General features: G+C 67.8%; 12 protein-coding genes. All 12 read right to left on the bottom strand.

Translation table 11 applies throughout. The features are described 5' to 3' along the window. Positions 1-11: 11 nt before the first annotated feature. The 12 genes from SK803_RS08560 to SK803_RS08505 all read right to left on the bottom strand — a co-directional run bounded on the left by SK803_RS08560 (position 12) and on the right by SK803_RS08505 (position 23,277). Entirely contained in the window at positions 12-626 is a 615-nt protein-coding gene (locus tag SK803_RS08560) for a hypothetical protein (RefSeq protein ID WP_406601502.1), read from the bottom strand. Positions 627-1,155: 529 nt separating this feature from the next. After that, a complete protein-coding gene (locus SK803_RS08555; RefSeq protein WP_319965269.1) occupies positions 1,156-1,806 on the bottom strand; it encodes a GntR family transcriptional regulator in 651 nt (216 codons plus the stop codon). Between the two features lie 20 nt (positions 1,807-1,826). Beyond that, entirely contained in the window at positions 1,827-3,173 is a 1,347-nt protein-coding gene (locus tag SK803_RS08550) for an ABC transporter substrate-binding protein (protein ID WP_319965268.1), read from the bottom strand. Then, entirely contained in the window at positions 3,170-4,075 is a 906-nt protein-coding gene (locus tag SK803_RS08545; protein WP_319965267.1) for an acetylxylan esterase, read from the bottom strand. The genes SK803_RS08550 and SK803_RS08545 overlap by 4 nt, the downstream gene beginning before the upstream one ends. After that, positions 4,069-6,228, bottom strand: a complete 2,160-nt coding sequence (locus SK803_RS08540) for a glycosyl hydrolase family 95 catalytic domain-containing protein (protein WP_319965266.1) — start codon at positions 6,226-6,228, stop codon at positions 4,069-4,071. Before SK803_RS08540 ends, SK803_RS08545 begins: the two co-directional genes overlap by 7 nt. After that, the gene (locus SK803_RS08535; protein WP_319965265.1) at positions 6,225-7,118 is read right to left on the bottom strand and encodes a carbohydrate ABC transporter permease; all 894 of its coding nucleotides are present in this window, start codon (positions 7,116-7,118) and stop codon (positions 6,225-6,227) included. Before SK803_RS08535 ends, SK803_RS08540 begins: the two co-directional genes overlap by 4 nt. 13 nt (positions 7,119-7,131) lie before the next feature. Beyond that, on the bottom strand, positions 7,132-8,097 hold the full coding sequence (locus tag SK803_RS08530) for a carbohydrate ABC transporter permease (RefSeq protein ID WP_319965264.1): 966 nt from the start codon (positions 8,095-8,097) through the stop codon (positions 7,132-7,134). Positions 8,098-8,117: 20 nt separating this feature from the next. Beyond that, positions 8,118-10,073, bottom strand: a complete 1,956-nt coding sequence (locus SK803_RS08525) for an alpha-galactosidase D (RefSeq protein WP_319965263.1) — start codon at positions 10,071-10,073, stop codon at positions 8,118-8,120. A 64-nt stretch (positions 10,074-10,137) separates the two neighbouring features. Beyond that, positions 10,138-11,226: a mandelate racemase/muconate lactonizing enzyme family protein gene (locus SK803_RS08520; protein WP_319965262.1), complete on the bottom strand. Its 1,089-nt coding sequence runs from the start codon at positions 11,224-11,226 to the stop codon at positions 10,138-10,140. Positions 11,227-11,458: 232 nt separating this feature from the next. Beyond that, positions 11,459-11,914, bottom strand: a complete 456-nt coding sequence (locus tag SK803_RS08515; protein WP_319965261.1) for an SRPBCC family protein — start codon at positions 11,912-11,914, stop codon at positions 11,459-11,461. Between the two features lie 13 nt (positions 11,915-11,927). Next, entirely contained in the window at positions 11,928-12,788 is an 861-nt protein-coding gene (locus tag SK803_RS08510) for an NmrA/HSCARG family protein (RefSeq protein ID WP_319965260.1), read from the bottom strand. A gap of 67 nt (positions 12,789-12,855) precedes the next feature. Next, positions 12,856-23,277 carry a calcium-binding protein gene (locus SK803_RS08505; protein ID WP_319965259.1) on the bottom strand — a complete coding sequence of 3,474 codons (10,422 nt, stop codon included), beginning with the start codon at positions 23,275-23,277 and terminating at the stop codon, positions 12,856-12,858. Positions 23,278-23,322 lie beyond the last annotated feature (45 nt).

Raw genomic sequence — 23,322 nt, 5'->3', positions numbered from 1 at the left:
CCTGTGTGGACCTAGCCGATCTTCTCGATCTTCGCGTTGCGGATCAGGAACTTGCCCGGCTCGCGAACCTGTTCGAAGGCCGCGTTGTTCAGCAGCGCGCAGCTGCCGGACACCGACGCCACCTTGACGGTGGTGGACTTGTTGTTGTCCAGGTTGGTGACCTTCAGCGTGGTGCCGACCGGGAACGTGCCACTCGACGCGGCAGGCTCGCCGCCCTCGCCGGACAGCGTGACGGTGGAACCGTTGCAGACCTGCTGACCGGACGCGCCGCCACCGTTGTCGTTGCCCGGGGCCGCGGTGGGCTTCGGTGCCGGCTGGGCCGTGTTCTGGCCCTCGTTTCCGGCGTTGCCCTGGTTGCCCTGGTCGGCGTTGGCCGCGCCACCGTCACCCTTGCAGCCCGCCGCCTTGCGTCGCTGCTGGATGAGGTCGACCACGGCCTGCCGGTTCGCGATGCGGGCCTCGGACTGCGAGTCCGGGGCTGCCTTCTGCCCCGCGATGAAGCTCAGGTTGTTCTGCAACGCCTTGTCCAGCCCGCCGCAGTCCTCTCCGGACGTGGCCGCCTGGCCCGCTTCTGGCTTCGCCTGAACGTTGTTGCCACAGCCCGCGGCCGCACGCCGCTGGTTGATGAGGTTGACCACCGCCTGCCGGTTCGCGATGCGAGCGTCCGACTGAGCGTCGGGGTTCGCCTGCTGCCCGGCGATGAAGGTCAGGTTGTTCTGCAGGGCGGTGTCCAGTCCGCCGCAGTCCTCAGCCGCGTTCGAGTCCGTGCCGCTGAAGGCGAAGATGCCACCGGCGACAGCGGCGACCGCGAGCATGGCGCCCGCGCCGATCATGGCGGGCTTGCGGTGTCGAGCGCCCATTCGATTCTCCTCGGGGGGTCGATCGGTGTTGTACCGATGACTACGGGGAGGTCACGGACGAGGTTCAAATCGGACTAGACCATGTTGTTTTTAAATGCGTTTAAGGTTTCCGGCCGGAGGTGATCTTGCTGGTCAGACGCTGTTTTCGCGGAGTGAGGGGCCAGTTCGGGTTTCAGTCCGCGAATGGGCCAGGAGGGCGTAATACCGGTGACCGCGGTGGTCCGGTCGGCGTTGTGCCGTTCGACAGCGTTCGACTCCGACGGGCCCCGGCGTTCGACACTGCCGTTCGACACGTTCACATGCGGTCCAGCAGCCGGGCCCGCGCCACCTCCAGGTGCGCGGTCATCGCCGCACTGGCCGCGATCTCGTCCCCGGCCACCAGCGCGTCCACGATCGCCCGGTGCTCGGTGATGGTCTGCACCCCGAACGGTTGCTGGAAATTCAGCCGGAACAGGTGGAGATGACAATGCGTCTTGGCGAACGACTGCAGAACCGCCTCATTTCCCGCAATTCGCAGGATGAGTTCGTGCAACCGCTGATCGTGCGCCGTGAGGTTCTTGTAGTCGTCATAAGCGTCATCCGCGGGAGCCGCCGGGCAGGTCGCGAGCTCCTCCTCGATCAGCACGACGTTCTCCGGCGTCATGCGGACCGCCGCCAGAGCCGCGGACGGCGGCTCCAGCAGCAGACGCAACGCGTAGAGGTCGTCGACCTGTTTGCGGTTCAGCAGGTCCGTCACGCGGTAGCCGCGCAACGGGAGCCTGCTGACCAGTTCCTCGGATTCCAGGCGGGCCAGTGCTTCACGGACCGGCGTGGGGGACACCGTGAGCTCGCGCGCGATCTCGTCGATGTTGACGCGGGCGCCCGGCGCGATGCCGTCGCTCATGATCAGCGCGCGGATCTGCTCGTAGACGTCATCCGCGAGCACGCGCCTGGTCGGTATCCGCAACACCACTCCTGTCACTCCCGTCAGTTCTTGGCCAGTATCTCCTGCGAGACACGTTCCATCTCGGCGAACACGTCATCGGAGCGCTGTCCCCCGAAGTAGGCCTCGAACAGCGGCTGTTCGGCGGACTGCATCGCCGAGCCGTTGGCGTAAGCGCTGGACGGGTACAGGACGCCGTCCTTCACGTACTGGTTGAACACGGTGAGGTCGACGCCCTGACTCTTCATGGACGTCACGGTGTTGTCCATGGCGGCGGGGATCGACGGGAAGAACGTACCGGTGGCGCCCGCCTTGGTCTGGCACTCCTCGCCGCCCATGTAGCTGACCCACTTCCAGGTCAGGTCGGGGTTCTTGGTGCCGGCCCAGATGTTGTTGCCGTTGGAGTTCGACAGCACCGAACGCTTGCCCTCCGGGCCCAGCGGAGTGGGCGCGATGCCGACGGGGACGCCGGGGATCTTGCCGAACGACGGCGCGGACCACGAGCCGCCGATGGTCATCGCGGTCTTGCCGGAGCCGACCAGGTCGATGTCGGAGATGGTGGACTGGTTTCCGGTGGTGAAGGTGCCGAGCTTCGGGGAGAAGCCCTTCTCGGTCAGCGACGTCACCCACTTCATCGTCTTCACGAAGCGGGGATCGGTGAAGTTGAACTTGGTGGGCCACTGGTCCTTGTCGCCCATCTTCCAGCCCAGCGTCGAGACCAGCGGGGCCCACGTGGTCTCGCCGATGAAGCTGCGTCCGGCGATGGCGCCGACGCCGTAGGTGGCGATGGCGCTCTTGTCGAAGCCGGCCTCGTCGCCGCGCCTGCCGAACTTGTCGATCGTCAACCGCGCCGCGATCTTCTCGAACGTGCCGCCGTCGTCGGGGTTCCAGGTCATCTTGGCGACGTCGGCTTCCGCGACGCCGGCCTTGGTCAGCGCGTCCTTGCTGTAGTAGATGCCCGCAGCGGCCCAGTCGAGCGGCAGCGCGTACTGCTTGCCGTCGGTGAACTTCCAGGTGTCGAAGCCGACCGAGTACTTCTTCGTGTCCAAAGAGGACTTGGCGATGAGATCGTCCATCGGCATCAGCTGGTGCTGCGAGGCGTAGGCCTGGAGGAACTGCACGGAGTTCTGGAACGCGTCGGGGGCGGTACCGGCCACGAAACCGGCGGTGAGCTTGGTGAAGTAGTCGTCGACGTTGTAGCGGGTGATCTTCACGTCGGTGCCGGGGTTCGCGGCCTCGAACGCCTTCTCGCACTCGCCGTAGGCGACTGCCTGTTTGTCGTCCCAGGTCCACCAGTTCACGGTGTTGCTGCCGGAGCCCGTGTCGGAACTCCCGCAACCCGCGACCACCAGGGCTGTTGCTGCGACCAGGGCAGCGGCGGCGATTTTCATGGCAACTCCAAAAGGCGGGATCGGAAGGCGTCGAGTGCGATGTCGAGGTCGTCGGAGCCGCCCGCCTCGTGGGCGCTGTGCTCCCAGACAGCGATGTGCCGTGGTCCCGCATAGGCGTGGTAGGCGCCGAACACGGTGGACGGCGGCACGATGTCGTCCATCAGGCCGATCGAGAACCAGGCGGGGGCGACTGCTCGAGCGGCGAACCCCACACCGTCGAAATAGGACAGTGTCGGGAAGATGCCGGAACGCCGGTTCTCGGCGATGTAGGTCGTCAGTTCGGTGTAGGGCGGCCGGCCACAGACGTTCAACGCCCTGCGGAAGTCGCACAGGAACGGCGCCTGCGCGTGCACCGCGGCCAGGCCGGGCACGAGACCCGCGACGGCCAGCGCGATTCCGCCGCCCTGGCTGTTGCCGATCACAGCCACGTCGGACGACCCCAGCTCGCGCACGGCGTCGACCGCGCGCACGGCGTCCGTGAAGACCTTGCGGTAGAAGTAGGTCGAGCGGTCGGCGATCCCGCGGGTCATGAACCCGGCACCACCGCGCTGGTCCCGGACCTCGACCTGCAGGTGCGCGAACCCGGCGCTGGCCCAGGTCAGGTTCTCGACCGCACTCCCCCGGTTGCCGCCGTACCCGTGGTACTGCACCACGGCGGGAAGTCCGGATTGACCTTTGGGAGTCCTCAGCCAGGCACGGATCCGGTCGCCGCCGAACCCCGAGAACGTCACGTCGTAGACGTCCAGCGTCCGCAACGGCGTCTCGACCGGTACCGCCTCGGCCTTGATGTCGAGTTCACGCGCCTCGGCCAGGGTCGAGTCCCAGAACGAGTCGAAGTCGTCCGGCCGAATGTACGAACTGCGGTAGTCCCACAGCTCTTCCAGGCCCAGGTCCGTCAGCACGAGATCCTCCCCCGCACCTCGACGACGTCGCTCACCACTACCTCGGTGACCTCGCCGCTGACGCTCACCGGCACGACCTCCGCGGCGTCGCCGGACAACCGCCGCACCCGCACGAAGACGTCGCCGGCGTCCCACGACACGTCCACCGCGAGCCCGCCGCGGCAGCGCAGCCCACGAACCTCACCACGCGTCCAGCCAGAAGGCAGCGCCGGCAGGATGTCGATCACGCCGGTGTGGCTCTGCACCACGACTTCCGCAAGTGCCGCGGTGAAGCCGTAGTTGCCGTCGATCTGGAACGGCGGGTGCGTGCTGAACAGGTTCGGCAGCAGACCGCCCCACTCCGAGCCGTCGAACGGCGCGTCACGGTGCCGATCGCCGGTGAAGGCCTGCGAGGCCTCGGACAACAACGACCGGACGGTGTCGCCGTCGCCCATCCGGGCCCGCAACGCCATCTTCCAGGCCCACGACCAGCCCATCGCGCCGTTGCCGCGCTTGTCCAGCGTCGCCACCGCGGCGTCACCGAGAGGCGTGCCGGCGACGATCTGGCCCAGCGGGTAGACGGACACCATGTGCGACATGTGCCGGTGCGTCGGGTCTTCTTCCGGCAGGTCGGAGACCCACTCGCCCAGCCGGCCGTCGTCCAGCACGGGGAACGGCCGCAGGCGGGGCAGCGCCGCCGAGATCTCGGCGATCACCGGGTCGGTCCGGCCAGATGCCAGCGCCAGCGCCAGCGTCCGTTCGAACACGGCACGGATCAGCGTCACGTCCATGGTCACGGACCACGTCAGGGCCTGGGGGTTGCCGTCGACCAGGAACCAGTTCTCCGGTGACGTCGACGGGCACGTGTCGAGGTAGCCGTCCGGTCCTTCGATCAGCCAGTCCAGCAGGAACTCGGCACACCCGCGCAGCAGCGGCCACGCACGCTCCAAAGTGGACCAGGTGCGGGCGAAGTCGTAGTGGTCCCAGGCGTGCTGGACCAGCCAGGCGCCGCCCATCTGCCAGAGCGCCCACGACACCGCGCCGTGCCCCATGCCGACCGGGAGCGCCCAGCCCCAGGCATCGGTGTTGTGGTGCGCCACCCAGCCGCGCGCCCCGTACAGCTCCCGTGCCACGTCCGCACCCGTCACCGCGAGCTTCTCCAGCAGCTCCAGCAACGGTTCGTGACACTCGGCGAGCCCGGTGACCTCGGCCGCCCAGTAGTTCATCTGGGTGTTGATGTTGATCGTGTAGTTGGACGACCAGGCGGGACGCAGCTCGCCGTTCCAGACGCCCTGGAGGTTCGCGGGCGGCGCGCCCGGCCGGGACGAGGAAGCCAGCAGGTAGCGGCCGAACGCGAACAGCACCGAGGCCGTCAGCTGTTCGTCCTTGCCCTGCAACAGCTCCGGCACGTTCACGACGTCCGGCACATCGCCGAACCGCACGTCGCAGGCATCCATCAACGACGGCAGGTCGCTCCTGCGCTGACCGGTCCAGTACTTCTCGGTGGTGGTGGAGCTGGTGAGCGTCAGCAACCACCGGTCGCCGGACTTGCGCCGCACTGTGACTGTGCCGCGTTCGCCATCGCCATAAACCGGTGCGTCGACCTGTGGTTCGTGCCTTGGCGCCGAGTCGACCGGGATCTCGATCACGAGGTCCAAGCCGTTCCGCGACACCTCGCGCAGCGGTGTGGTGATCTCCACGTCGAGCGGAACCGCGCCGGTGATCTCCACGCACAGCGCGGTTTCCGAAGTCCACACCCGCCGCACGACGTCCTTGCCGCCGATGGTCAGCCGCTCGGTGACCACACCGGTGTTCAGGTCCAGCGTGCGGCCGTGCGACTCGCCGTCCGGGAGCGTGATCCACAGGTCCACGTACGGCAGGAACGTCTGGCTGTACGGGCCCTCGAACGACATCAGCAGTTGCGTCGCCCGTTCCAGGTCACCGCCGAAGATCGCCTGGCGCACCTGCGCGAGCCGTTCCAGACCAGCACCGGAGGCCACCACGTCCGCCAGCGCCTTCGCCGGCCCGTCCGCGGCACCTGACCACACGGTCGCGTCGTTGACCTGCACGCGGGACCGTCCGGCCCCACCGAACACCATCGCGCCAAGGCGTCCGTTTCCGACCGGCAACGCCTCGGTCCACTCCTGCGCCGCGGCAGGCCAGTGCAGTCTCACTTGATCCCCGTGAAGCCGATGGAGTTGACCAGCCGCCGTCCGAAGACCACGAACAGCAGCAACATCGGCAGCGCCGCGACCAGCGTCGCCGCCATCAGCCCAGCCCAGTCCAGCGACGCCTGCGGTGAGGACTGCTTGAACACCGCGAGCGCGAGGGTGAGCGGACGGACCGACTCGTCGTTGGTGACGAGCAACGGCCAGAAGTAGTCGTTCCAGGTGGTGATGAACGTCAGCAGCGTCAGGGTGGCCATCGGCGCGACGCTCATCGGCAGCACTATTCGGAAGCACACCCGCAACGGGCCGGCGCCGTCGATGATCGCGGCCTCCTCGACCTCGTTGGAGAGCCCCAACATGAACTGCCGCAGGAAGAAGATGTTGAACGCGGAGAAGAACGCGCCCGGCAGGATCATGCCGCCGAACGTGTTGAGCAGCCCCAGGTCCTTCATCAGCACGAAGTTCGGCAGCAGCGTGAACACCGACGGCACCATCAGCGCGGTCAGCAACAGGCCGAACACGACGTCGCGGCCCTTCCACTGCAACCGGGCGAACGCGTAGGCGGCCAAGGCGGAGAACGCGACCGTGCAAAGCGTCAGAAGTCCCGCGTACACAATGGAGTTCCACAACGCGAGCGCCAGGTCGATCTTGGCGCCCGAACCACCCTCCGCGGCCGCCTCAGCCGGTGTGGCGAGGCCGAGAGCGCGCTTGAACGGACCCCACGTGAAGTGCACCGGCAGCAACGACGACGGGTCGGTCGACATCGCGAAGTTGTTGGACAGCGCGGTCCGGATGATCCAGTAGAACGGGAAGATCGTGATCAGCAGGACGACGATGATGTAGCCCCACGCCACGCCCCTGCCGAGCCTCATCGAGAGGTTCCCGGAAACATTCATCGGGCGGCCCTCCTCAGTTCGTGTCCGACTCGCCCGCACGGGCCATCCGCATCTGCGTGAAGGTCACCGTGACGAGCAGCAGGAACAGGGCGAGCGACATGGTGGCGGCGTAACCGAAGTCGAACTGGCCGAACGCCTTGTCGTAGATGTACATCTGCAGCACCAGCGAGGCGTCCGCCGGACCGCCCTTGGTGCTGACCTGGACGATGTCGAAGACCTGGGTCGCGCTGATCACGTTCAGGATCACGACCATCACCAGGATCGGCCGCAGCAACGGCAACGTGAGCGAGCGGAACATCTGCCACTCCGACGCGCCGTCGATCCGGCCGGCCTCGTAGATCGACGCGGGGATCGTCTGCAGGCCCGCGAAGATGAGAACCGCGTTGTAGCCCATGGACTTCCACACGTTCAACGCGGCCAGCGTCGGCACCGCCCACGCGTCGGAACCGAAGAACATGACCGGCTCGCCGGTGACCCAGGTGATCAGCTGGTTCACGATGCCGAGCTGCGGGTCGAGCATCCACGTCCACACCAGCGCCGTGACGACGCCGGAGATGAGGAACGGCAGGATCATCAGCCCGCGCACCGTCGTGTTGACCCCCAGGCGGTGCAACACGACAGCGGTGATCAGCGAGATGCCGACACCGAGGATCACGGTCAGCACCACGAAGTAGGCGGTGACGCCGAGCGAGTGCCAGAACCTGCCGTCGTTGATCAGCTGCTGGATGTTCTCCAGCCCCGTCCAAACGGGTGGGCTGAGGATGTGGAACTCGGTGAAGCTCAGGTAGACGCCGCGCAGCATCGGGTAGGCGAAGAACACGCCGAACCCGAGGATCGCGGGGGCGACGAGCAGCCACGCGACCCACGTGTCGTGGCGGCGCGAGGCGGGGCCTTTGCGTCGCCGGGGTGTGGGCGGAGGCGCCGTGGTGGCAGGTCCACGCACGACCTGGGCGCTTGAGTCCTGCGCGGTTGTCACCACGACGCCTCCTGTTCAGGGGGTTAGATGCGGATGCTGTCGACGTCGAACACGGAGTCGTCCGGGTTGCCGATCCTGATGGTGTTGTTGCCCTTCATCAGGTAGATCGGGACGGTGACCTTCTGGGGCGTGTTCCAGTCGTTGTCGTTCGAGCCGGCGACGGGCAGCTTGAAGCTGGTGCCGTTCACCGTGACGATGCCGGTCCTGCTGGCGTCAGCGGCCACATAGGACAGTTCGACGAGGTAGTTGCCCTCCCGCGGCACGGTGACCGCCGGCATGGTGAGCACACCGCTGCCGCCGATGTAGCCGACCTTGTTGCCGCCCGAGCACGCGCACCCGTAGACGGTCGCGCCGCCGGCGACGCTGCCCTTCTCCGCCTCGTAGGTCACGGAGTCCTTGGGTGTCACGTAGGTGACCGCCTGCGAGCGGTTGCCGTTCTGCACGACGGTGAACGAGTACTCCGTCGACGGCGTGAGGCCGGTGACGGTCGCCTTGGTGTCGGTGGTCGTGGCGACCTTCTTGTTGCCCGCGTAGACGTCGTAGCGAACGCCGGTCTTGCCCTGCCACTTCAGCGAGACGCTGGTCGGCGTGGCCGCGGTGCCCTGCACCACGCCCGGCGCGGTCGAGGAACGCGGCGTGATCTTGTACAGCTTCGAGCCGTGCACCGGGAGTTCCTCGGTGATGCCGCCGGACTTCTGGCCGAGATCGCGCCTGGCCCACACGTCGCGGACCTTCACCTTGTCGCCGATGCCGAGCTGCGCGAAGTCGGCCGTCACCTTCGTGGGCTTCGAACCCAGGTTGAACAGCGCCACGGTGTAGCTGCCGTCGCGGTTGCGGGCGTACCAGACCTGCTGGTCGGAGAACTGGTCGACCGGCCGGGACGGGACGCCGGCCTGGTTGATCGCGATGACCTCGTCGTTGGTCAGCAGCTGGTAGCCGTAGTCGTCGATCTTGGTGAGGTCGTCGCCGATGTACAGCGGCGAGGACGAGATCGACCACAGCGTCAGGTAGCTCTGCCGCTCGGCCTCGGTGAGGCCGTCCATCTGGCCGTTGCCGACCGCGAGGCTGTCGAGGTTGTTCCAGTGGCCGGGGCCCGCGTCGTCGATCCACTGCACGACGTCGTTCCACCGCTGCTTCACCGACTGGTTCCAGGTGACGAGCGTGTCGCAGTAGCACTCGACGTCGGTGTCGACGCGCCAGCCGTTGGTGTTGGCCTTCCACACGTCGGCCTGGCGGTGGCTCAGCGCCCACGAGATGAGGAACTCGATCGGCCGCCCGGTGCTCTTGAGCGCGGCGTTCCACGCCTTGACGTCGCTCGTGTTGTCGTAGTTCTCGCCGCCCTTGAAGCTGCCGGGGCCGACGCCGTCGAGCTTCAGGAAGTCGACGCCGTAACCCGCGATGACCTGGGCGATGGAGTCGATGTACTTCTGCGAGCACGGGTTGTCGAAGTTCATCTTGTAGGCCATGTCCCACCCGTTGGTCTTGCGCAGGTCCGGGTAGACGATGTCCTTGGTGGTGCAGCCGGGCGCGTTGTAGATCGGCGTCTTGCCGTCGTTGTACGCCTTGAGGTCCAGGCCGACCGCGAGGTACGAGCCGTACTTGAGACCCTTGCCGTGCACGTAGTCGCCGAGCCACTTCATGCCGTGCGGGAACTTCTTGGCGTCCGCGACCGGGCGTCCGTACTCGTCGAACGAGCTGAGCCAGCCGGCGTCCACGTTGATGTGGTTGTAGCCGTGCTTCTTGAACCTCACCGCGAGCACATCCGCCTGCGCCACGACGTTCTTCTCGTTGAGCCAGCTGGCAGGACCGTCCGGGTTCACCCCGGGGTAGTTGGTCGCCTGCAGGGTCCAGCTGCTCCAGCCCATGTACGGCTTGGCCGCCGGCGCGGCGGTCTGCTGCTGTGCTTCCGGTGCCTGGGCTGCTGCGGGAACCGCGATCAGCGACGCGAGCAGGCCGGCAACGACACCTAACGCTCTCAAGACCACTCCTTTGTGATTTCCAGCGGTGTTTCAGGCGACCCGGTGATTCAGGCGACTCGTTGGTTCAGGCGACCCTGAGGTCGTCCATCGCGTCGCGGTCCCAGTCGATGCCGAGACCCGGTGTGTCCGGCGCGAGCGCGTGTCCGTTGTGGACGGTCAGCTCGCTCCTGGTGATGGCGCGCAGCTGCGGGATGTGCTCGACGAACTTCCCGTTGGGCAGCGCGGCCGCGAGGCTGACGTGCAGCTCCATCAGGAAGTGCGGGCAGACGTCGGCGTTGAACGCCTCCGCGACGTGCGCGACCTTGAGGAACGGCGTGATGCCACCGATCCGTGCCGCGTCGACCTGGATGATCGAGGCGGCACCGCGTTCGAGGTACTCGCGGAACTGCGCCACCGAGTACAGCGACTCCCCCACCGCGATCGGGATGCTCGTGGCCCTGGCGAGCCTTTCGTGCCCGCTCACGTCGTCGGCGGGCAGCGGTTCCTCCAGCCAGGTGAGGTTGACGTTCCGGAAGGCGTCCGCGCGCCGGATCGCCTCGGCCGCCGTCATGGACTGGTTGGCGTCGACCATGATCGCGAACCGCTCGCCGACCGCCGCACGGACGGCCTCGACGCGTTCGACGTCCTCGGTGAGATCGGGCTTGCCGACCTTCATCTTGATGCCCTGCCAGCCCTGGTCCGCGGTTTCCTTCGCGCCCTTGGCCAGCTCCTCGGTGGACAGGTGCAGCCAGCCGCCCTCGGTGTCGTACAGCGGCACCTCCTGCCGGAAGCCGCCGGCCATGCGCCACAACGGTTCCCCGGCGCGCAGGCAGTGCAGGTCCCACAGCGCGGTGTCGACGGCGGCCAGTGCGAGCGAGGTGATCGCACCGACGGTGGTGCTCCGCGTGCCGGCGAACAGGTCCTGCCAGATCTGCTCGATCCGGCGTGCGTCGGCGTCCACGATCCGCGGGAGCAGGTGGTCCTTCAGGAGAGCGAGGACCGAGCTGCCGCCCGTGCCGATCGTGTAGGCGTAACCGAGTCCGGTGAGCCCGTCGTCGGTCGTGATCTCGACGAAGACCGTCTCCTGCTTGACGAACTGCTGGACCGCGTCGGTGCGCAGCGTCTCGACCGGAACGTCGACCTGGAACGCCTCGGCACGTAGGACCTTTGCCACGCCAACTCCTCGGATCTCTGATCCTATAGGATATTTGACGGGGATTGAACGCTGGCGTTACGAGGGTGTCAACCGTCGTTTGGGCAGGTTGCCACGGCAATGAGAGCGTTTACAACGGTCAGCGCGGACCGGTTCTAGTTACGGTCCTCCGATGTTTGCAGCTCACAGCCGCATCACACCGCCCAGTCGGAGTGTGGCGGTGTGTTTAAAAGTGAGTGATTCTGTCCGATTGTCAGACGGACTCGGCGGCGTGCTTCAGCCGCCGCAACGTGGCCTCGATGTTGCGCTGGTTGGTCACAGCGCGATCTTTCACCCCGGTCGCCAGCACCGTGAGCGGCACGTACCAGCCGGGCCGGCGATCCCAGGTGGACTCCGTGACACGGCAGCCGTCCGCCGTCTCCTCGATGTCGTACTGCCACCGCGACACCGCGAGCCCGAGCGACTTCACCTCGAACGCGAACCGCCCGACCGAGCAGTCGGTCACGGTGGAGGTCGTCGGCCACATCCGCCAGCCGCGCTTGTTGATGCCGCGGAACCTCGCCCCCACGAACGGACCGGAGGCGCCCAGCCACTTGCCGCCCGAGTACTCCTCGGCGCACTCCCCGAGCCCGCGCAGACTGCTGACCAGGTCGAACACCCGCTGCGGGGTGGCAGCGACGTCGATGTGCGCGGAGGCGTCCGGGGTCATGCGCCCGAACTTACTACGAGTAGGTTCGCTGCACCAGCCACTCGCGAACGGTCCGCGCGGACGGCGCGATCGCCCTGGTCTCGGCGAGGTCGAACGCCACGGGGTGCGTCCGCAGCCAGCGCCACATCCTGGTCAGGTCGTCGCCGACGAACCTGTGGAACAGCCACAGCGGCATCGGGAAGCCGCGTGGTGGGCGCCCGGACACCTCCCGCCACAGCTCACGGCACTCGCCGATGGTCCGGACGTCCGCGCCGAGCGGGAGTTCCACTCCCGCGAACTTGTTCGGATCGGCGAACACCCTCGCCGCCACGGCACCGACGTCATCAGCGCACAACCAGGGCAGCGGCCGGTCGTCGCCGATCAGCTTCGGCATCAGGTGCCACATCGACACCGGCGGGTAGAAGTCCTTGTCCGTCATCAGTTCCATGAACGCCATCGGCCGCAGGACGGTCAACGGCAGGCCGAGCGACTCCAGGTGTGCCCGCACCACCAGCTTGTTGTCCCACTGCCGCACGCCGGTTTCCGGTATTCCCGGGCCTGCCGAGGCGTACACGACGTGCCGCACGCCCGCCGAGGCCGCAGCGTCACCGACCGCGCGTCCCTGCCGGACCTCCTCGTCCAGGCCGCTGATCATCGGGTTCTGGACGCTGAACACCCCGTGCGCGCCCGCGAAGGCCGGCCGCAACGAGTCCGGGGAGGCCATGTCCGCGCGCACCACCTCGGCGCCCGCCGAGGCGAGCCGGCCGGACGCAGGTGACGAGGGGTCCCTGGTCAGCGCCCGCACCCGCCAGCCGGCCGCGAGCAGGTGCCGTGCGACCGCACCGCCCTGCCGCCCGGTCGCGCCGGTGACCACGACCAGCCTGGTGTCGTTCATCGTGGACCTCCTGGCTGTAGGTCGCCGAAACGCCCGGAGTCGCCACAGCGACTCCGGGCGGTCTGTTTCAGTCCGTGCAGGACACCGGTGAGTCGAAGTGGCCCGGTGTCGTGGGATAGGCGGGACCGATCCCGTGGGCGTTGTTGTCCGCCGGGTACACCAGCGCCAGCTCGCGGAACGCCGAGGTGCCGCTCGTGGTCACGTCACCTGCCGTCTGACCCGCGCCGGAACCCCACGCCAGCTTCTGCAGGAACGTCTCCATCCCAGGGCTGCGCTGACGGATGTCGTTGTAGCCGCCGTACGACGCAGGACAGTGCGTGTAGAGGTTGTACGCACCGGCCCAGTCGATCAGGCGGTCACCGGGGTTCGGGCCGTTCTGCGCGCGGTCGGCCTGGAGCACGTCGCGGTCCCAGCCGCCGTAGATCCAGTCCGTGCCGTCGTGGTGCTGGTTGTCGGCCAGCGTCGCCGGAACGGCGGGGTTGTCGTTGGTCTTCTCGGTCATCTCGAACCACAGGCACGGGTCGATCGCGCCGTCGCCCAAGGTCACCGGCCACCGGCCCGGCGCGCAGTTGCCGGGGTAGGCGCCGCGCGGGTTGAAGTCGAGCACGTCCGACCCCAGAGCGCCCTGCTGGGACGCCTGGGAAGTACCGCCGACGCCACCGAAGGTGTGGTCGAGGAACCTGTCGTTCGTGCCGCGCGAGGAGGCGTCGAACGTGCCGTTCGTCCGGCAGTCCGGGGTCTGGGCGTTGACCACCTGGTCGCAGCCCTTGCCACCCCACAGCACGTCCGCGCCGTCGCCGCCGAACGTCTGGTCGCCGCCGCTGTCGGCGTTGACCAGGTCGTCGCCGAAGCCGGCGTGGATGTTGTCGTTGCCCTGGCCGCCGCGCATGCGGTCGTCGCCGCCCTCTGCGATGCCGTTGTGCGGCATGGCCGGTGCGGTCGCGCCACCGACGAACTGGTCGCCGTTGACGTCGTGCAGCAGGTCCGCCCTGCGGTCGTAGGTGTCGGCACGGAAGCCCGTGTACGACTCCTGCGGCACTGAGCTCAGGTTCACGCTGAAGCTACGAGCCGCGACGTCGTTGGCGTTCATGTACTCGTTGACCACGCCACCGCGGTCACCGAGCATCGCGTCCTCGCCGTCGCCACCGAACATCACGTCGTCGCCGAGTTCGCCGTACATGTCGTCATCGCCGTTCTGGCCGTGCATGGTGTCGTTGCCGTCCTGGCCCCACATGCCGTCGTTGCCGTCGTCACCGAACATGGTGTCGTTGCCGAAAGCACCGAGAACCTCACACGTGGCCTGCGCCGTGGTGCAGAACCGGGTCGACGGACCGATGTCGGCAACCCGCGACACGGTGGCATTGGACGGCACGGCACCGGACTTGTAGCGCTCGACGTAGACCTGCTCGGACATCGAACCCGGCTGGCCCTGGAGCGTGCGCTTCAGAGAACCGTTGTCGCCGAGTTGGACGTCGTCCTCGCCGTTGCCCTCGAACGCGTCGCCACCGTCGCGGAAGCCCTGGATGGTGCTGCCGCCGATCATGTCGTCCTGACCGTCCGGCGCGTCGCCGACCAGCTGGGCAGGACCGCTCGGCGAACCGGGCCAGCCGGGATCCGCGAGTGGCACGACCGTCGTCTCGGACGACGGGGAGCCGAGCCCGCGGTCACCGCGCAGCACGTCGCCGCCGCCGTTGCCCTCGAGGTAGTCGGGGTTGCCGTCGCCGGCGAGGAAGTCCCCGCCGTCCTGGCCCCACAGCACGTCCACCCCGGAACCACCGGACATCCGGTCGTCACCGAAGCGGCCGGCCGGGCCCGCCTGCAGGTCGTAGCGCTGCACGAGCCGTGGTGCCACGGGGTTTCCGCCGGAAGGAGCGAGGCGGATCGTGGCACGCGTCGGGGTCTCCCCCTGTGCCGGGCGCAGCACGACGCCGTTGTCACCGATGGCCACGTCGTTGCCTGGGCCGCCGAACACGGCGTCGTCGGCGTCGAGCTGGCCGGCGGTCGTGTCACCGGCGCCGGACAACGAGGTGCTGTTGCCGCCGACGAGGTCGTCGTCGCCGTCGTTGCCCTCGACCCAGTCCACTCCCTGCGAACCCTCGACGTAGTCGTCGGAACCGTTGCCCTTCAACCGGTCGGGACCGGCCTGGCCGATGATCACGTCGTTGGCGTCGTCGCCGTCGACCTCGTCCGGGCCGGACGAGCCGGCGTGCGGGGTGAGGCCGAGGTCGTACAGGGAGATCGCCCGTGCGGTCAGGCCGCGTTCCTGCACGACCCGGTGCGGTGCCCCGCCGCGCACCAGCGCGCCGTTGTCACCGAGCACGACGTCCTGGTCACCGTTGCCGTGGATGACGTCACCGGTGTCAGGCTGGCCCACACCAGGGCTGTCCTCGGTCGAGCTGCCGCCCACGAGGTCGTCCTGGCCGCCGTTGCCGTCGATCTTGTCGCGGGCCGGGCCACCCTCGGCGTAGTCGTCCGAGCCGTCACCGGTGATGGTGTCCTCGTCGCCCTGACCGTAGATCACGTCGGCGTCGTCGCCACCGCTGATCTTGTCGCCACCGGACGTGCCCGCGGCGGGCGCGTATCCGAGGTCGAGCAGCTCGGCCTTGTGCGCCTTGGCGAAGCCACGTCCGAGCGTGACCGGCGTGGCCTGCGCTCCGTCCACAAGGGACAGCACCGCGTTGTCGCCGGCGATCAGGTCGGGACCCGAGTCGCCGAACAGGCTGTCGCCCGCGTCCGGACGACCGGCACCGGACGCCACCTCGGAGCTGCCACCGACGATCCGGTCCTCGCCACCGTCACCGTGCACGACGTCGTCGGCGTTGTTGCCCTCCAGGTAGTCGTCCTTCGGGCCACCGGACACCTCGTCGTGCGCGAGTCCGCCGAACGCCCGGTCCTCGTCCTCGCCACCGAAGACGAAGTCCGCACCACCAGCGCCGGCGTTCGCGCCGTCGAGGTCGAACGGTCCGTCCACGCCGTTGTCACCAATGACGATGTCGTTGCCCGAGTCGCCGTAGAGGAAGTCGCCTACGTCGGGTTCGCCGGCCTTGCGCGTGCCACCGATGACACGGTCGTTGCCCGCGCCACCGAACGCGCGGTCCACGCCGTTGTTGCCCTCGATGACGTCGTCCTGTGCCCCGCCGTACAACGTGTCGTCGTCGTTGTTGCCGTAGACGTTGTCGACACCCGCGTCGCCGTATGCGACGTCCTTGCCGCCACCGCCGTAGATGGTGTCGTCGTCGTTGCCACCGGCCAACACGTCATCACCGAGCTGACCGCACAGCCGGTCCTTGGCGGACCTGGCGTCCACGTTGTCCGCCGCGCCACCGGCGGCCACGATCTCGACGCCGGTGCCACCGGTGATCAGGTCGCGGCCGTCGTCACCGTCCTGCGGCTCGGCCGGCGGCATCGACACCGGGTCGTCGCTCGGCGGCGTGCACGGATTGGCGTGCTTGTCACCGAAGACGTCCGCGCCGCCGTCACCACCGATGACGTGGTCGTTGTGCGAACCGCCGACCAGCAGCTTCGACGACGGCGTGACACCGGCCGGCAACACGCGGTGCTTGACGGCGCGCACCGGGCCGAACACTCCGGAACCGGTCACCTCGCCCACGTCGGACGGTTCCGCGATCACGTAGTCGTCCTGCGGGCCGCCGTACACCTTGTCCTTGCCGTAGCCACCCGTCAGCACGTCGTTGTTGCCGCCGCCGCGGATGTCGTCCACCTGCTCCTTCAACGAGTGACCGGTCACGAGGTCCACGCCCTGGCTGCCGTACACGGTGTCCGTACCCGTGCCGGTGTCCACGACGTTGATCGCGTCCTTCAAGTTGTCACCGTTGAAGCCCTTGTCCGCTGGACCGGGATCGTCGACACCGGTCGCGACCTCGGTGCCGGTGTAGATCGTGTCGTTGCCGGAACCACCGGAGATCCGGTCGCTGCCGGTCCCGCCGATGATCACGTTGGCCTGCGCGACGTACTCCGGCTTGCCGGGGTTGCTGACCGCGAGCGGGCTGTCCGAGGCGATGCCGATGTTGTCGTCGTCAGCGCCACCGTCGATCCGGTTCTTGCCGAGCCCGGCCGCGATCCGGTCCTTGCCGGAACCACCGCTCACCACGTCGTCCGCGCCACCAACGGTGATCGTGTCGTCGCCGTCGCCACCGTCGACCGTGGCGTTGCCCTTGCCGCCGAACGCGGCCGCGAGGTCACCGGTCGTGATCTGGTCCTTGCCAGGACCGCCGTTCACGACCGACCTGCCGATGCCGGTCTTGATCGAGTCGTCACCCGTGCCACCGGTGACCTCGACGTCCTTGTCGAACGGCTTGGCCTCGGCCTTGGCGTCGTTGACGGCACCGCTCTTGTCGCCGTCACCCTGGAAGACGAAGATCCGCTTCCCGGTGTCGCCGGTGGCGTTGCCGAACACCTTGGTCAGCTTCGGGTCGCGGAACTCCTGGCGGAAGCCGAGAGCGTTCACCGCGAACCCGTCGAATCCGCCGCCGTCCTTGACCAGCTGCGTGACGGTCCACTTCTCCTCGTTGTTCTGGACCTCCCACGCGGAGTCGCCGCGGCTGAACGTCTCCTGGCCCACGTGCAGGATCAGCGTCGTGCCGTCCGGGGCCACGTGTCCGAGAGTCGGCGGTTCCGGTTTGCAGTTCGGTTTCACGGAGAAGTCGAGCAAAGTGATGTCGGCCAGCGTGAAGTCGAACGAGACGCTGAAGATCGAGAACCCGAGCGTGATGTACACCTTCAGGAACAGGCTCAGGCGTCCGTCCATGTTGAACAGACACATCGGGTTGTTCAGCGCCACCTTGGAGAACTCGAAGAACCGGAACTTGCCGTCGTTGTTCGGGTCCGCCCAGGTGAGGTTGATCGTCAGCGCGACACCGCCCTTGATGCCGACCTCGATCAGCACCACGCTCACCGCCGCGCCCGCGGCCAGTTCACCGCGGAACGTCACGACGGGCAGCGGCTTGCCGGAGTCGTCCTGCGTCACCAGGTAGATCGAGTCCAGGATGGACGCGGCCTTGCCCGACTCCGCCAAATTCGATTCGGCAGCCTTGCGGATGCCGAACGTGTCGAAGCCCGCCCGGAACCGCGCCTCGACCGACGCGCTGCCGGAGATCGTCACCAGCACCGGCGGCGGGGCGTACACCGGGCCGAACGACTGGCTGTAGGAGAAGCCGAGGCGCAGCGGTCCCGAGTCGAACCGGATCAGGTCCACGTCCTGGCCCATGATCAGGCCGAAGAGCTGGGCCGGGTTCTTGAGGATCGGGAACGTGAAGCCGGCCTTGTTGCCCTCCTCGCCGTCGGACACGATCTTCGCCCCACCGGCCGACGCGTCGATCTTCGACGCCAGGTCGCCCGGTGCGAGGTTGATCTTGTTCGGGTCGATCAGCGACGCGGCGTTGTCCGGCGAGTTCGTCGTCGTCTTCGCCTTGTCTCCCAGGACGGAGAAGCTGCCGATGTCGATCGCCCCGCCGTTCTGGGTGATCTTGCCGATCAGCTGGATGGCCCGCAGGACCTTGTCCACGAACTCCAGGTCCGGTCCACCGGCGATGGTCGAGAACTCCTTGGCGATGGTGACCAGGTTGACGTCACCGCCACCCACTGCCCGCGAAAGATCCGACAGCACCGGGATCGGCGCGTAGAGCTGGTCGATGATCGGCTGGATCGGCTTGGTGAACAGCGCGATCTTCTCGACGATCGGCTTGAGCACCGCTCCGAGGAACTTGCCTGCGTTGAGCTGGACGTTGTTGAACGCGATCTCCGGCGTGCCGTCACCGGGCTTGCCGCCGAACGCGTTCCACTCCCACTTCAGGTGGAACCAGCCGTTGATGCCGGGCAGCGGACCGGCGCTGACGTCGAAGTCCCAGTCGATGCCGACCTTGGCCTTCAGCGAGACGCTGGTGACCTGGCCGATGTCGGCGAGGTCCGCCAGCGTGATGCGGTCGTCGTTGGCCGCGCCGCAGTTCTCGAAGCAGGCCGCCTGCCCCTTCTTGTGCAGGTCGACGACGAACGTGCCGGCGAAGAGATCCGTCGCACCGCCCGCGTGCTGCTTCAGGTCCACGTCGAGGAAAGCCAGACGTGCCTTCATCCCGTCGGGCAGCGTGAAGCTCAGCTTGACGCCGAGCTCCGGGTTCGGACCGTCCTTCGTGGCCACGAAGAAACCGCTGCTCTTGTCGACGCCCACCTTGACGTGCAGGTGGTAGGCCAGCGCGGCCTTCATGTTCGGCGCACCCTCTGCGGCCTTCAGGGACAGACCCGGAATGCCGATGTCGAGCGGGCTTTCCGGCGTCAGCGTCTCCTTGTCGCAGTCGTTGCCGAACACGTCGCCGTCGCACACGTCGAACGTGAACGTGGCGCCGGTGATGTCCGCCAGCGACGCCGCCGCCGGGCAGTCCGTCAGCTTCGGGTTCGACGTGGCCGGCACGTACGCCGCGCCGCCCGGCAGGTTCTTGTCGTCGAACTGAACCTGGTCACCGGCCACGTCACCCTTGATCACGACCCAGTTGTTCGCGTTCGGGTCGGTCTTGCGGATGATCTTGTAGCCGGTGGCGTACTGCGACTTCGTCCACGTGATGCGGTTGAAGTTGTCGTTGGTCAACGGATCCGCGCCGTTGGTGACCTCGGCGACCGACGGCGGCGCGTCCTTGCCCTGCGCCGTCGCGACGACGCCGTAGACGTACTTCTTCGACCCGGTCGTGCCCTGGGCCGTGGCCTTCGCATTGGTCGCGGGCTGCAACGTGGCGTCACAGGTGAAGCCGACCGTGACAGCACTGCCGACCGCGGGCTTGAGGTGGTCGTTGACCCATGTCGAGAGCTCGCCGGTGTTGTTCACCCGGCCGCCGCCCGGCAGCTTGGTCATCGCCTCCTGGATCTTCGCCCGCAGCTGGCCGAACTTGTCGGCTCCCTGCTGGACGTCGTCGCCGACGAGCGGCAGCTTGCCGTCGAACGCGGCCGTGCGCAGCGCGCGTTCGATCATCGCCAGGTACTTCTCGACACCGTCGCCGAACTGGGAGAAGTCCAGCAGCGCGTCGAGGATCTTCTGCCCGATGTCGGTCGGCATCTCGAACCGCTTCACGCCACCCGGCAGGTCCGGGCTGAACGAGAACGCCTGGTCCAGATCGCTGACCTGACGTGGCAACCGCACGACGAACGAGTCACCGGGGCTGGACAGCTTGGTCCAGGTGACGTTGTCGGAGCTGACGAACACCGGCATCACCGCGCACAGCGCGAGGTCGGTGCCCTGCGCCGGGTCGCCCTGACACGTCACGGGCTGGTTGTCGCCGTTCAGCGTCAGCGACACGCCCTTGACGAAGTCGCTCAACGACACCGGGTTCTGCCCGGAATAGCCGAGGTGTGCGTTGTAGTGCGCGTTCGCGACGGCCTTCTCGGTGCCCTTCGGGTTGCCCAGAGCGATGGACAGCGGCCCGACGGACGACTTCACCACACCGGTGATGCCGCCGTGCGCGGTGATGTCCACAGTGGAGTCCGGCAGGACCTTGAGACCGCCGGCGTTCGCCGGTCCGTCACCGGCTTCCAGCGGCAGCACGAAGCCGATCTTGGTGGAGCCGGTCAGCGCGAGGTTCGCGGTGGCCTCTCCCTCGGCGCCCACGAGTGAGCGCGCGGTGCCCTTGTCGTCGGTGAACGAGAACCGCACCGGCTGCGAGGTCGCGACCTTCCGCTTCACGTCGATCTTCAGGACGATCGACGGCTTGGAGTCGACGACCTGGTAGGCGAACGAGATGCCGCTGCCCGCTGGCAGCGCGGCGTTGAGCTGCGTCACGAGGTCCTGCAGGTAGTCCGGTGGCGCGGCGGTCAGCCTGTCGACCGCGTCCTCCAGCGGGCTGCGGAACGCGTACGCCGTGCCGTCACCAGGCACCTGACCCCACGGTTCGGCCAGCAGCACGCGGTTGTTCTGCGGGTCCGCGGCCAGGACCACGGCGACCTGCGTGCCGACCAGCACGGCCCGGCCGTGGAGGTCCGCGCCGAACGCCTTGTCCCCGGTCCTGCTGTCGTCCCGCAGGAAGCCGACGTTCTTGCCGTTGAACGTGGTGTTGCCGTACTTGCCCGTTCCGGTGTCCGCGCTGCCGAGCAGTTCGGACAACGACTTGCCGACGACCGGCAACGGCGTGGTCAGCGCGTTCTTGACCTTGCCGTCACCCTCGACGGCCTGCAACGAGCCGTTGAGCACCTGCAGCGCCTTGATGATCTGGCCGAACATGGCGCGCGGGTTGTTCGGGTCGAAGTCGAACGCCTTGGCCTTGTCGAGCGCGTCGAGGCCGGTGAACTGGACGTTCGCCGGATCGGTGATGTCGGGCATGGTGACGCCGACCTGCACCGGGCCGCCGAAGAAGTCCTGGATGCCGGGCACGTCGAGCTTCACCGTCGCGGTGGCCTTCGCGCCGACCGCGACCGTGAGCAGGTTCTCCGGTTCGAGCGCGGGGGTGTCCGGGTTGTCGACGACCTTCGCGAAGATCTGCGACAACGGCAGGTCGCCGTCCGCGTCACCGAGCTTCTTCAGGCTGATCGACAGCATGTCGGTCGAGCCGTCCTTCGTGGACATGTGCAGATCGCCGGACATGTGCACCTTGAGGTAGCCGACGCTGCCGTTGACGTCGACGTTCGTGTCGATCGCGGCGCTGGCCCCGAGCAACTTGCCGCCGGTGCGCAGCAGGAACCGGTCCGGCGTGCGCGGCAGGCTGGACACCAGGGTCGTGGTGCCGTCGGGGTTCTTGTCCGCGAACGGGCAGCCGGTGGCCGCGGCGTCGGGGTCGAGCGGCTTGCACGCGTCACCCTTGATCGGGTCGCGCAGGTCCAGCACCAGCGTGGCCTTGGCCTCGTAGGAGGGCTTCACGGTCGCGGTGGCGTTCAACGCGTTGGCGCCCTTGAGGCCCTTGCTCGCGAAGATGTCGCCGAACGTGACCTGGCCGGTCATCGGGTCCGGCGCGTTCACCTTGTACGGCGCGTGGTCGACCGGCTTCCCGCCCTGCCAGCCTTCTTCGAGCGTGATCTCGTCAGCGGTGTTGCTCTTCACCACACCCTGTGAGGTGCCGGCGGACACAATGCGCCCCTTGAACGCGTCGACCGCCCACGGCTTGGTCTTGTTGACGTGCTTGAGGGTCGTGTCGGTGTAGGTGACGTCGTCGCCCTGCCCTGACGTCAGTTCGGCCACGACGTCCAGCGGCGCGCCGTTCTGCGGAGCGTCCTGCTTCATGGTCAACGTGAACTCGAGCTTCTTCACGTCGTCGCGGTAGTTCACGCCCGACACGGCGATCGGGCCGGTGTTGAGCTTGGTGAAGAGCTCCTGCACCGAGCTGAACTTCGGCAGCCCGGCCTTCGCCGGGTCCTCCTCCGGCTTGAACACGTTGTCGTCGACGAACTTCGCGAGCGCGCTGCCCGCCTTGACCGCGTCGGCGACCGTGCCGCGCATGAACGGCAGGTTCACGTTGCCGACCGGGTCGGCCGTCGAGCCCCACTGGGCGCGCTGCACGGCGTCGATCGAGTTGACCAGGTGGCTCAGGCCCTCGAGCAGGTCACGCGGGCTGAGCGTGGTGAACCTGGTGAGCTGGGCCAGGTCAGGGCCGCTGACGCTGATCGACGGCGTGCCGCTCGCGATGTCCGGCCACTGCACGCCGATCGTGCCGGTGAGCCCGCCGACGTTCGCTCCGGCGAGCTGCTGCGACGTGAACTTGAGACTGGCGTCCACCTTGCCGGCCGGGTTGCCCAGGCCGATGTGGAACAGGCCCGCGGCGGCACCGGGCTCGCTGATCTCGGTGAGCCTGCCGTCGCCGTTGGGGTCGTCGGCGGACGCGGTGAGGTTCGCTTCGACCGTGACGTGCGACGCGCCCTTGTCGAGGTCGACGCCGAGGATGCCGAAGCCGGCGGTCGGCACGGCGTCGGGGTCGAGCCCGCCCTTGGCGCCCACGGTGAACTTCGGCGAGTCGCCGTCCTTGACCAGCCAGAACGAGCCGGTGGACTCCTGGTAGGCGAAGTGGAACCTGGCGTCGAGCGTGAACGTCACGTCCACGGCACCAGACGTCGTGAAGCTGACCGACGGATCGGCGACGCTGATCGGCTGCTTGTCCGCGACCGTCGTGACGTGCAGCGTGGCGTCGACGCGCTTGATGCCGTTGGTGTCGCTCGTCTGCACGGTCAGCGTGCCCGGCCGGCTGTCGCCGAGCTGGTAGGTGCCCGCGAGGTCGGGGAAGTTCTGCTTGTCCTTCAACGGGTCGTGCACGGTCTTGGCGACGAGATCGCCGAACCCGAGCGCCGCGCCAGGACTGACGCCCAGCAGCGGCAGCGCCTCCCCCAGTTTGCCGACGCTCGCGAGCTGTTTCGAGAAGTCACCGAACGCGCTGATCCCCGCGAGGATCTTCTGCACGTCCGGGGCCTGAGCCACCGCCGGTGGACTGACCACGACGAGTCCGAGCAACGCCAGCGCACCACTGGTGAACGCCGCTACCGCCCGCCTGCTGCTCCGCGAATACCGCATGGCCGACCCGCCCTCTTGACGGCGTGGCCCCCGACGCCTCGCTGC

The organism is Lentzea miocenica, assembly GCF_033949945.1.
GTDB classification, from domain to species: domain Bacteria; phylum Actinomycetota; class Actinomycetes; order Mycobacteriales; family Pseudonocardiaceae; genus Lentzea; species Lentzea miocenica.
Note: the sequence above shows the minus strand (reverse complement) of the source record. Positions and strands in the feature narration are given on the sequence as shown.